An 11212-nucleotide genomic window follows, 5' to 3' on the forward strand; every position below is an offset into this window, starting at 1 on the left:
TCTACGGCGACAAGAACAACTGGTGGGCCGCGTACGCCCTCTGGGTCTTCACCCTGTTCGGCCACGCCGATGTGCGCCTGCTCGACGGCGGCCGCGCGAAGTGGGAGGCCGAGGGGCGCGAGTACACGACCGCCCGCGAGTCGGCCGAGCGGGTCGACTACCCCGTCGTCGAACGTGACGACCGTGTCATCCGCGCCTTCAAAGACGACGTGCTCGCGCACTTCGGCAACCCGCTCATCGACGTGCGTTCGCCCGAGGAGTTCAGCGGGGCGCGCACGACCGCGCCCGCCTACCCCGAGGAAGGCGCCCTGCGTGCCGGCCACATTCCCAGCGCGCAGAACGTGCCGTGGGGCAAGGCCGCGGCCGACGACGGAACCTTCCGGCCGCTCGCCGAGCTGAGCGCGTTGTACCGCGACGACGCCGGCCTCTCCGACGGCGACAGCGTGATCGCCTACTGCCGCATCGGCGAACGCTCGAGCCACACCTGGTTCGTGCTCACCCACCTGCTCGGGTTCGAGGGCGTGCGCAACTACGACGGCTCGTGGACCGAGTGGGGAAGCGCCGTGCGCGTGCCCATCGCCACGGGCTCCGAACCGGGCGCCGCGCCCACCGCGAGGTAGAGATGACCGACACCCTGCCCGGCGCCCTCGAAGACATCAAGACCGACTTCACCGAACTCGGCCTCAAAGACCGGCTGCAGCTGCTGCTGGAGTTCTCGAACGAGCTGCCGGCACTGCCCGCGCACTACGCCGAGCACCCCGACCTGCTCGAGCGGGTCGAGGAGTGCCAGTCCCCCGTGTTCATCTTCGTCGACGTCGACGCGAGCCGCACCGTGCACCTGTACGCCACCGCGCCCGCAGAATCGCCGACCACGCGCGGCTTCGCGTCCATCCTCGTGCAGGGGCTCGCCGGGCTCACCGTCGATGAGGTGCTCGCGGTTCCCGACGACTACCCCTCCGACCTCGGTCTCACCGAGGCCGTCAGTCCGCTGCGCATCCGCGGCATGACCGCGATGCTCGGCCGCATCAAGCGTCAGGTCGTGACGAAGGCGGCGGCTTAGCCCTTGCGGTAGCGGGCGCGTCTGGCCGCCGTGCTCGGTGCGAGGGCGGCGAGCCAGGCCGCGATGTCGACGTTCCAACGCCCGGCGTCGTAGTTCCACAGCTTGGTGTGGCGGGCCACCGCGAACGCGTCGAACGTGACGATATCCGGGCGAGCTTCGGCGAGAGCGTGTGACGACGTCGACGGCACGTACCCGTCGTCGTCGCTGTGCATAAGCAGGATGGGCCAGCTCAGTTCGTCGGCGCGCGCCACGAAGTCGAGGCGCGCGAGGTCGATCGACTCGTGCTGGCCGGTCAGGCGCTTGCCCCACTTGTTTCCGATCACCGCGAGCACGGCCTTGCTGGCCACGGCCGGGAGGCGCATCTCGGCGCCCTGGAAGCCGAGAACGCTCGCCCAGTCGATCACGGGAGAGTCCAAGACGATGCCCCGGATGTACCGGGCGTTCGCCGACCGCGTCGCCGTCTGCAGCACGATCGCCCCGCCCATCGACCATCCCATCAGCACCACGTTCTTGGCGCCGTTGGCGACGGCGTACGTCAGCGCGGCGTCGACGTCTTTCCACTCGGAATCCCCCAGCGAGTAGCGGCCGTCGGCACTCGCCGGCGCGTCTTCGTCGTTGCGGTACGACACGAGCAGCGACGTGTAGCCGGCCTCGCGGAACACCGGCACGGCGCGCAGCGTCTCCGAACGGCGCACGGCGCGGCCGTGCACCTCGATCACCCAGGAGTCGCCGGGTTCTTCGGCCGGGATAAGCCAGGCGGGGGCCGCACCGAGCTCGGTGTCGATCTCCACGTCGCTGTAGGGGTAGCCGAGTTCCTTGGGCCCGAGGTAGAACCAGCCGCTCAACCGCGCCTTCGCGCCCTGCCCCAGCACGCCGTAGTCCACCGAGATGAGTTCGCGCGTGACGGCGGTCGACGTGGCGTCGACGACGGCGCCGACGCGGGCGTAGCCTTCGCCCTGGTCGAACCAGAGTCCGTAGCGCCCGGGCAGCAGCGAATCCTTGGTAGCCGTGAGGGTGATGGTCTTCTCGGCCACGGCGATGACCCGGATGTCTTCCTCGCGCGACTTGGGCGGGGTGACCACCTGGCGGGCGACGCGCACGGTGAGGGCGGCCGCGACCACCGACGAGAGCGTGGCTATGCCGACGACCCCCAGAGCCACCCCGCCGACGATACGACCGGCCACCGAATCGGGCTGGGCTGAAGTAGCGATGAGAGCTCCGGATCTTTGCGGCCTACGAGGCGGCGTGCCTCAACGTCGAAAATACCAACAAAGCCTAGTCTTCAGTGGTGCCCGACACACTCTCAGGAACACCGGTCCCGGCGGCCTTCGCGGCTGCCCTCGAGGCCGTTCGCCGCGCTCAGCCGCGCGCAGAACTCGTTGTGACCGAAATCCCCGCGCCCACGGGCCTCGCGCCGTGGTCGATCGCGCTCGCCGCAGACGTCAGGCCGTCAGAGCACGCGACCGACTCCGACTACGGAACCGGCCGATTCGTGCTGCTGTACGACCCCTCCGCGCCCGAAGCCTGGGGCGGCGTCTTCAGAATCGTCTGCTTCGCCCAGGCTCCGCTCGAGACCGACATCGGCTCCGACCCGTTTCTCGCCAGCGTCACCTGGTCGTGGCTCGTCGACGCGCTCGACTCGCGCGGCGCGCGATACGACCTGGCCTCGGGCACCGCGACGCGCATCCTCTCCACCGGTTTCGGCGAACTCGAGGAGCAGGGCGAGGGCGCCCAGATCGAACTACGCGCCTCCTGGACCCCGCTCGACCCCGACGTCACCTCACATGTGGAAGGCTGGAGCGAACTATTGTGCATGCTGGCCGGCTTCCCGCCGACGGCTGAGGGAGTAAGCGTGTTATCAACCCGTCGTGCGTCGCGTGAGTAGCGCGCCCGAAACGCCGGCGCTCGCCGCCGTCCCCGTCCAGGCCCCGCACACCGTGGTCCACGTGATCGCCACCCGCGACGAGTACCTCGCCGCCGTCGAGAAGATCGCCGCCGGGCACGGCCCGATCGCGATCGACGCCGAGCGGGCCAGCGGCTTCCGCTATTCGCAGCGGGCGTACCTGATCCAGATCTTCCGCCGCGGCGCCGGCACGTTCCTGTTCGATCCGCCTCCCATCGGCGACTTCAGCGAACTCAACGCCGCCATCGAGGACGACGAGTGGATCCTGCACGCGGCGAGCCAAGACCTCACCTGCCTGCGCGAGATCGGGCTCAACCCGAAGCGCATCTACGACACCGAGCTCGGCGCACGCCTGGCCGGTCTGCCCCGCGTGGGTCTCGGCACCGTCGTCGAGGACCTGCTCGGCATCCACCTCGCCAAAGAGCACTCGGCCGCCGACTGGTCGACCCGCCCGCTGCCCCAGGCCTGGCTCGTCTACGCCGCCCTCGACGTGGAGCTGCTCGTCGACCTGCGCGAGAAGATGGGCGAACTGCTCGAGGCCGACGGCAAGACCTTCATCGCCGACCAGGAGTTCGACTCCGTCGCCAAACGCGACTTCACCATCGTGCGCGTCGAACCGTGGCGCCGCCTGAGCGGACTGGCCTCGATCCGCGGCCAGCGCGGACTCGCCGTCGCCCGCGAACTGTGGGAGGCCCGCGACGCCTACGCGCGCGAGATCGACACGGCTCCCGGGCGTCTGGTTCCGGATGCGGCCCTCACCGCCGCGGCGAAGGCACTCCCCGCGACCAAGCGTGACCTGTCGGCCATCAAGGAGTTCACCGGTCGCGCGAGCCGCTCGCAGCTCGACCGCTGGTGGGCGGCGATCGAACGCGGAATGGCCTCCACCGACCTTCCCGCTACCCGCGCCCCCGGCGAATCCATCCCGGCCCCCCGCATCTGGAGCGACCGCAACCCCGAGGCCGACAAGCGTCTCAAGGCCGCGCGGGCCGCCCTGACCGAGCTCAGCGAGTTCTTCCACATCCCGCTCGAAAACCTCCTGACACCCGACACGCTGCGCCGTGTCGCGTGGGCACCCCCGGCCGAGATCTCCGTCGAGTCGATCAGCGCGGCGCTCGTCGAACTCGGAGCACGCCCGTGGCAGGTTGACGTAACCGCACAGAAGATCGTGGTTGCCTTTGTCGAAGCTAGCCAAACAACCGAGCAGGGCGACGAACCCGCTTCGTAGGAACAGTCAACGGATTCTGCCGCCAAAATGGCCGACCCTAGGATCGACAGCACGCTCAAAGTGTTGGAGGCAAAGTGGCCGAGAAAGCTGAAGTTGTGTTCGTCGACGGGGTCCGTACCCCGTTCGGCCGAGCTGGTGAAAAGGGAATGTACTGGCAGACCCGTGCCGACGATCTGGTGGTGAAAGCCATGATCGGGCTGATGGAGAGAAACCCGACACTTCCCCCCGAGCGCGTCGACGACGTCGCTATCGCCGCAACGACTCAGACCGGAGACCAGGGCCTCACCCTCGGTCGCACCGCGGCCCTTCTCGCGGGCCTCCCCAAGTCAGTGCCCGGCTATGCGATCGACCGCATGTGTGCCGGCGCGATGACCAGTGTGACGACCATTGCCGGCGCAATCGCGTTCGGTGCCTACGACGTCGGAATCGCGGGCGGCGTCGAGCACATGGGTCGCCACCCGATGGGTTTCGACGCCGATCCGAACCCCCGTTTCCTCTCGGAGAAGCTCGTGAGCGCCGACGCGCTCAACATGGGCAACACGGCGGAACGCATCCACGCCCGGTTCCCGCACCGCACGAAGGAGCGTTCCGCCCGCTTCGCGATGCGCAGCCAGCAGAAGGCGTTCGCCGCGTATGAGAACGGCAAGATGCAGCGCGATCTCATTCCCGTCGCCACCCGCAACGAGACCGGCTGGGGGCTGGCCACGCGCGACGAGACGCTGCGTCCCGAGACCACGATGGAGGGCCTCGCCGCCCTCAAGACCCCGTTCCGCCCCCACGGCCGGGTGACCGCCGGCAACTCCTCGGGCCTCAATGACGGCGCGACGGTGAGCATCATGGCCAGTGCGGATGCCGCGAAAGAGCTGGGTCTCACCGCGAAGATGCGCATGGTGAGCTTCGCCTTCGCGGGTGTCGAGCCCGAGATCATGGGCATCGGACCGGTTCCGTCGACCGAGAAGGCGCTGCGCAAGGCCGGCCTCACCATCGACGACATCGGCCTGTTCGAACTCAACGAGGCTTTCGCCGTGCAGGTGCTGTCGCTGCTCGACCACTTCGGCATCGACGACGAAGACCCCAGGGTCAACCAGTGGGGCGGCGCCATCGCCATCGGTCACCCCCTCGCGTCATCCGGTGTGCGCCTGATGATCCAGCTCTCGGCGCAGTTCGCCGAGCGTCCCGACGTGCGCTACGGCCTCACCGCCATGTGTGTCGGACTCGGCCAGGGCGGCAGCGTCATCTGGGAGAACCCGCACTACACGGGCAAGAAGGGCAAGAAGTAATGGCCTACGAATTCACCGCCGCCGACTTCGCCGATCTGACGGCGGTCTCCGCCGACGAGGTCGTCACCCACTCCTACGTGCGCGACGTTCCCCTCTCCGGCGGCAAGACCCTCGCCCTCATCACCCTCGACAACGGACGCGACCACACCCGCCCGAACACCCTCGGGCCGGTCACGCTGCTCGAGCTCGCCGGGGTGCTCGACGAACAGAAGGCGCGCGCCTCGCGCGGCGAGATCGCGGGGGTCGCAGTCACCGGTAAGCCGTTCATCCTCGCCGCCGGTGCCGACCTGTCGAAGGTCAGCGACATCCCGAACCGCGCGGTCGCCAAGCAGCTCGCTCAGCTCGGCCACTGGACGCTCGGCAAGCTCAGCGAGCTGGGCGTTCCGAGCTTCGTGTTCATCAACGGGCTCGCCCTCGGCGGTGGCGTGGAGATCCCGCTCAACGCCGACTACCGCACGATCGACCGGTCGATGCCCGCGCTCGCGCTCCCCGAGGTCTTCCTCGGCATCATCCCGGGCTGGGGCGGCGCCTGGCTGCTCCCCAACCTCATCGGTATCGAGAACGCCCTGAAGGTCGTCGTCGAGAACCCGCTGAAGAACAACCGCACGCTCAAGGGCCAGGAGGCCTTCGACCTCGGAATCGCCGACGCGATCTTCAACCCGGCGACCTTCCTCGAAGACTCGGTGAAGTGGGCCGACGGAGTGATCTCCGGTCGCATCACGGTCAAGCGCGCTAACGCACCGGGCAAGCTCGAGCGCGCCGTCAAGTGGGACATCGCCATCGGCATCGCCGAGAAGATGCTCAAGAGCCGCATTGGCGAGGTCGCGCAGTCGCCCTACAAGGCCCTCGAACTGCTGAAGGCCGCGAAGAACACCGACAAGCACACCGGCTTCCGGGCGGAAGACGACGCTCTAGCCGGCCTCATCAGCGGCGACCAGTTCCAGGCCAGCATCTACGCGTTCAACCTCGTGCAGAAGCGCGCCAAGAAGCCGGCCGGCGCACCCGACAAGGCGATCGCCCGCAAGGTGACGAAGGTCGGCATCATCGGCGCCGGGCTCATGGCCAGCCAGTTCGCGCTGCTGTTCGTGCGCCGGCTGCAGGTGCCCGTCGTGATCACCGACCTCGATCAGGGCAGGGTCGACGCGGGCGTCGCGGGAATCCGCTCCGAGATCGACGCGCTGCTGGCCAAGGGTCGCGTCTCCTCCGACGAGGCCAACCGGCTCAAGGCGCTCGTGACCGGCACCACCGACAAGGCAGACTTCGCAGACTGCGACTGGGTCATCGAGGCCATCTTCGAGGAGCTGGCGGCTAAGCAGGACGTGTTCGAGGAGATCGAGAAGTACGTCTCCCCCGAGACCGTGCTCGCAACCAACACGTCGTCGCTCTCCGTGGAGCAGATCGGCGCGAAGCTCCGCTCTCCCGAGCGGCTCGTCGGATTCCACTTCTTCAACCCGGTCGCGGTGATGCCGCTCATCGAGGTCGTGAAGACCCCGCTCACCGACGATGAGACGTTGTCGACCGCGATGGTGACCGCCGCGAAGCTGCGCAAGAACGCCGTGATCACGAAGGACACCCCCGGCTTCGTGGTGAACCGCATCCTGGCGAAGGTGCTCGGCGAGGCCATGCACGCGGTCGACACCGGCACGCCGTTCGAGGTCGTCGAGCAGTCGACGAAACCGTTCGGGCTCCCGATGACCCCGTTCGAGCTGCTCGAACTCGTCGGCCTCAAGGTCGGCGCGCACGTGCTCGACACGCATCACGCCGCGTTCCCCGACCGCTTCTTCGAGAGCGCCAACCTGCACCGGCTCGCCGAGTTGGGGCGAATCTTCGAGCGCGACTCGAAGGGCAAGATCAAGGGTGTCGACAAGAAGGCGATCGACATCGTCAAGGGCGGAACCAGCCCGATGACGGCCCAGCAGCTGCAGACCCGCATCGAAGACGGCCTCGCCGACGAGATCCACCGCATGCTGGAGGACGACGTGGTCGCGGCGGCCGAAGACATCGACCTGTGCCTCATCCTCGGCGCGGGGTACCCGTTCCAGATGGGCGGGGCGACCCCGTACCTCGACCGGGTCGGTGCGTCGCAGCGGGTCTTCGGCGGCACCTTCCACACCCCGCCGATCCGCGGGGTGGCGTAGCCCGCAGACATGGGTTGAGCCTGCCGGAATCCGTTGATTTCGACAGGCTCAATCCACGTGGGTCAGCGGTTGAGCGGCGACATGTCGGCGTAGCGGTCGCCGACCGGAGCGGTCAACGCGTCGAGGGTCGCCAGCTGGTCCGCGCTGAGTTCGACGGCGTCGGCTGCCACGTTCTCCTCGAGGTAGCTGACACGCTTCGTGCCGGGGATCGGCACGATGTCGTCGCCTTGGGCGAGGAGCCACGCGAGCGCGACCTGGCCGGGCTTGGCGTCGAGTTCGCGCGCGACGGCATCCACCTGTTCGACGATGCGGATGTTGGCCTCCAGGTTGTCCCCCTCGAACCGCGGGTTGTTGCGACGGAAATCGCTCTCGTCGAGCTGGTCGAGCGAACGGATCGCCCCCGTGAGGAAGCCCCGGCCGAGCGGCGAGTAGGCCACGAAGCCGATGCCGAGCTCGCGCACGACAGGCAGGATCTCGGCTTCTGGATCACGCGACCAGAGCGAGTACTCCGTCTGAAGAGCGGTGACCGGATGCACGGCGTGCGCACGACGGATGGTGGCGGGTGCGGCCTCCGACAGTCCGTATCCGCGCAGCTTGCCCTCCTGGATCAGTTCGGCGAGGGCGCCGACGGTCTCCTCCACCGGCGTGGCCGGGTCCATGCGGTGCTGGTAGTAGAGGTCGATGTAGTCGGTGCCGAGTCGCTTCAGCGAGCCCTCGATCGAGAGCCGCACGTTCTCGGCGCTGCCGTCGAGGCCGCGCTCCCCGTCGGCGCGGTGCATGATGGTGCCGAACTTGGTCGCGATCACCGCCTCCTCGCGCCGACCGGCGATCGCTTTCCCGAGGAGTTCCTCGTTCAGGTAGGGGCCGTAGATCTCGGCGGTGTCGAGCAGGGTCACGCCGAGTTCGAGCGCGCGGTGGATCGTCGCGATCGATCCGGCCTCGTCGGTGCCGCTTCCCGTGTAGAAGGCGCTCATTCCCATGAGGCCGAGGCCGATGCGGCCGACCTGGGGGCCGTGAGCTCCGAGGGTGGTGTTCTTCATGAACGTCCTGCTTTCATCGTTGCATAGGTGGTGATCTTGTAGTCGATGGCCTCGAGGCTCTGCGTGATCGTCTCCAGCTGCGCGGCGACCGAGATGCGGTGCAGCATCAACAGGTCGCGTCGCGCCTCCACCGTGTCGTCGCCCTGGCGCACGAGCTCGACGTACTCGAGCATGCGCGCGATGGGCATCGACGTCGACCGCAGTCGGGAGAGGAACACGATCCAGTTCAGATCGGACTGCGAATAGCGCCGGTGCTGCGACGACGCCCTGTCGACGGCGTGCAGCATGAGCCCGGCTCGTTCGTAGTAGCGCAGCGTGTGGGCGGTGAGACCCGTCGCCTCGGCGACCTCGGAGATGGACAGCAGTTCCTGGGTCATCGACATGACTACAGGCTAGAACTTCGAGTGCGCTCTAAGTCAAGCGCGGGCCGGACGGAGCGGGTCAGCCGGCCGGAGTGCGGGTCGCGGCCACAGCGTAGGTCACCTCGACGGCCGCGGGATCCCGCGTGCAGCCGTTCTCCGCCGCGTTCTGGGTGATCGTGTCGCCGTAGGTGATGGTGCCCGCGAGAGTGGCGGCCATCGCACTGGCGGCGTCGCCCGTGGTCTCGCCGACGGTCAGCGTCGCCGTCTGCTCGTAGTCGAACCCGTCGACCACGAGCACTCCGCCGGTCGTGGCGTTCATGCAGTCGAGGCCCCCGGTGAAGGCATAGTCGAAGCCGCCATCGGTCTGGGTGAGCGCGGTCTGCTCGCGATCCTCGAGGGTCGCCCCGCTCGAGACGGTGCCGTCGCACAGAGCCGCGCCGCAGTCGTCACGCTCGACGAGCACGTAGCGCACCGAGGTGGCGCCGACCGCGCGGCCCGGGTTGGTCGGGTCGTTGCTCGCGGTGACCGTGCGGGTGACCACCCATTCGCCGGAGATGTCTGCCTGCGGCGTTGTGACGGTGGCCGTGTCATCCGGTCGCGGATCGCCCGTCGTGCAGGCGCTCACGCCCACCAGCGAGGCCGAGGCGAGAAGAAGAGCGACGACACGGCGGGAGGGCATCACAGGATTATTCCAGCAACCGCCACTGTCGACAAACTCAGCTGGGCTCCTGGCGAACGCTCGCGTCGACCTCGGACTCGCGCGGCAGCGGCCGGGCGATCGGGATCTTGCTGCCGAGCACCTGCGACACGAGGTCGCGGGCGATGTCCTGCGGCGTGAGACCGACCCGGGCGAGAATCTGGTCGCGCGTGCCGTGGTCGAGGAACTCGTCGGGGAGACCGAGCTCGGTCACCGCGGTGTCGACACCGGCGGCACGCAGGTCCTGCCGGATGCGGGTGCCGATTCCGGCGACCCGCACGCCGTCTTCGATCGACACGACGATGCGGTGTTCCGCAGCGAAGTCGACGACGCTCGCGGGCACGGGCACGACCCAGCGCGGGTCGATGACCGTCGCGCCGATGCCCTGGGCGGCGAGGCGTTCCGCGACCTCCAGACCCAGTTTGGCCATCGGTCCGACGGTGATGAGCAGCACGTCCTTGTCGACGGCCTCGCGCAGCACATCGACGCCGTCGGAGGTGCGGCGTTCGGCCTCGAACTCCGTGCCGACGTCGCCCTTCGAGAACCGCACGACGGTCGGGCCGTCTTCGACCGCCACCGCCTCGCGCAGCTCCTCGCGCAGGCGCACGGCGTCTCGCGGCGCGGCGATGCGGATGTTCGGGATGACCTGCAGCAGGGCGAGGTCCCACATGCCGTGGTGGCTCGGGCCGTCGGGGCCGGTGACGCCGGCGCGGTCGAGCACGAAGGTCACGCCCGCCTTGTGCAGGCCGACGTCCATGAGCACCTGGTCGAAGGCGCGGTTGACGAAGGTGGCGTACATGGCGACGACCGGGTGCAGCCCGCCGAACGCGAGGCCTGCGGCCGAGGTCACGGCGTGCTGCTCGGCGATGCCGACGTCGAGTACGCGTGAGGGGAACCGCTCGGCGAACTTGTGCAGCCCGGTCGGACGCAGCATCGCGGCGGTGATGCCCACGATCTTCGGGTTCTCGGCGGCGATGTCGACGATCTCGTTCGAGAACACGCTGGTCCACGAGGGCTTGCTCGTGGCCTCGATCGGTTCACCCGTCTCGGGGTCGATCTGCCCGACGGCGTGGAACTGGTCGGCGGTGTCGGCGAGGGCGGGCTGGTAGCCGCGGCCCTTCTCGGTGATGGCGTGCACGATGACGGGCGCGCCGTAGTTCTTCGCCTGCTGCAACGCGGCCTGCATGGCCACGAGGTCGTGCCCGTGGATCGGGCCGATGTACTTGATGTCGAGGTTGGAGTAGAGGGCCTCGTTGTTGGTGAAGCGGCTGAGGAACCCGTGGGTGCCGCCGCGGATGCCGCGGTAGAGCGCACGACCCGGGTGGCCGAACTTCGAGAAGAGCTGTTCGCTCGTGCGGTGCAGCTGGCGGTACGAGCTGCGGGTGCGCACGTCGTTGAGGAAGTGCGCCATCCCACCGATGGTGGGCGCGTAAGAACGGCCGTTGTCGTTGACGACGATCACGAGGTTGCGGGAGTTGTCGTCGCTGATGTTGTTGAGCGCCTCCCA

11 protein-coding genes are annotated in these 11212 nt (G+C 68.4%); 6 read left to right on the plus strand and 5 right to left on the minus strand.

Annotation, left to right across the window (positions count from 1 at the left end; translation table 11 throughout):
- Positions 1-620 (plus strand): sulfurtransferase (locus tag ACLQ6X_RS10715; RefSeq protein WP_411700153.1); only part of this gene is annotated, 620 nt, incomplete at its 5' end.
- A 2-nt stretch (positions 621-622) separates the two neighbouring features.
- Positions 623-1060 carry a SufE family protein gene (locus tag ACLQ6X_RS10720; protein ID WP_411700154.1) on the plus strand — a complete coding sequence of 146 codons (438 nt, stop codon included), beginning with the start codon at positions 623-625 and terminating at the stop codon, positions 1058-1060.
- Here the strand turns inward: ACLQ6X_RS10720 and ACLQ6X_RS10725 are convergent.
- Positions 1057-2244: an alpha/beta hydrolase family protein gene (locus ACLQ6X_RS10725; RefSeq protein WP_411700155.1), complete on the minus strand. Its 1188-nt coding sequence runs from the start codon at positions 2242-2244 to the stop codon at positions 1057-1059. The two genes, ACLQ6X_RS10720 and ACLQ6X_RS10725, sit on opposite strands and share 4 nt — an antisense overlap.
- A 104-nt stretch (positions 2245-2348) precedes the next feature.
- Here ACLQ6X_RS10725 and ACLQ6X_RS10730 point away from each other — a divergent pair, with 104 nt between their 5' ends.
- From ACLQ6X_RS10730 to ACLQ6X_RS10745, 4 genes are all read left to right on the plus strand, one after another.
- Entirely contained in the window at positions 2349-2945 is a 597-nt protein-coding gene (locus ACLQ6X_RS10730; protein ID WP_411700156.1) for a DUF3000 domain-containing protein, read from the plus strand.
- Between the two features lie 52 nt (positions 2946-2997).
- Positions 2998-4188: an HRDC domain-containing protein gene (locus tag ACLQ6X_RS10735; protein WP_411700163.1), complete on the plus strand. Its 1191-nt coding sequence runs from the start codon at positions 2998-3000 to the stop codon at positions 4186-4188.
- A gap of 74 nt (positions 4189-4262) precedes the next feature.
- Entirely contained in the window at positions 4263-5468 is a 1206-nt protein-coding gene (locus tag ACLQ6X_RS10740) for a thiolase family protein (protein ID WP_411700157.1), read from the plus strand.
- Positions 5468-7606 carry a 3-hydroxyacyl-CoA dehydrogenase NAD-binding domain-containing protein gene (locus tag ACLQ6X_RS10745; protein WP_411700158.1) on the plus strand — a complete coding sequence of 713 codons (2139 nt, stop codon included), beginning with the start codon at positions 5468-5470 and terminating at the stop codon, positions 7604-7606. The genes ACLQ6X_RS10740 and ACLQ6X_RS10745 overlap by 1 nt, the downstream gene beginning before the upstream one ends.
- A gap of 62 nt (positions 7607-7668) precedes the next feature.
- Here ACLQ6X_RS10745 and ACLQ6X_RS10750 read toward each other — a convergent pair whose 3' ends face one another.
- The 4 genes from ACLQ6X_RS10750 to ACLQ6X_RS10765 all read right to left on the minus strand — a co-directional run.
- Positions 7669-8646 (minus strand): aldo/keto reductase, encoded by a 978-nt coding sequence (locus ACLQ6X_RS10750; protein WP_411700159.1) that lies wholly within the window; start codon positions 8644-8646, stop codon positions 7669-7671.
- Complete coding sequence (locus tag ACLQ6X_RS10755; RefSeq protein ID WP_411700160.1) at positions 8643-9029, minus strand: MerR family transcriptional regulator; 387 nt, start codon at positions 9027-9029, stop codon at positions 8643-8645. Before ACLQ6X_RS10755 ends, ACLQ6X_RS10750 begins: the two co-directional genes overlap by 4 nt.
- A gap of 58 nt (positions 9030-9087) precedes the next feature.
- Positions 9088-9687 carry a hypothetical protein gene (locus ACLQ6X_RS10760; protein ID WP_411700161.1) on the minus strand — a complete coding sequence of 200 codons (600 nt, stop codon included), beginning with the start codon at positions 9685-9687 and terminating at the stop codon, positions 9088-9090.
- A 37-nt stretch (positions 9688-9724) separates the two neighbouring features.
- On the minus strand, positions 9725-11212 hold a 1488-nt coding region (locus ACLQ6X_RS10765; RefSeq protein WP_411700162.1), incomplete at its 5' end, for a 1-deoxy-D-xylulose-5-phosphate synthase N-terminal domain-containing protein.

The sequence above is a fragment of the Conyzicola sp. genome (assembly GCF_046714715.1).
Taxonomy (GTDB): Bacteria; Actinomycetota; Actinomycetes; order Actinomycetales; family Microbacteriaceae; genus Conyzicola.

Excerpts from the sequence above, each read along its gene's own strand:
- ACLQ6X_RS10720 (WP_411700154.1), top strand. The coding sequence starts at position 623 with ATGACCGACACCCTGCCCGGCGCCCTCGAAGACATCAAGACCGACTTC.
- ACLQ6X_RS10755 (WP_411700160.1), bottom strand. The coding sequence starts at position 9,029 with ATGTCGATGACCCAGGAACTGCTGTCCATCTCCGAGGTCGCCGAGGCG.
- ACLQ6X_RS10760 (WP_411700161.1), bottom strand. The coding sequence starts at position 9,687 with ATGCCCTCCCGCCGTGTCGTCGCTCTTCTTCTCGCCTCGGCCTCGCTG.
- ACLQ6X_RS10745 (WP_411700158.1), top strand. The coding sequence starts at position 5,468 with ATGGCCTACGAATTCACCGCCGCCGACTTCGCCGATCTGACGGCGGTC.
- ACLQ6X_RS10750 (WP_411700159.1), bottom strand. The coding sequence starts at position 8,646 with ATGAAGAACACCACCCTCGGAGCTCACGGCCCCCAGGTCGGCCGCATC.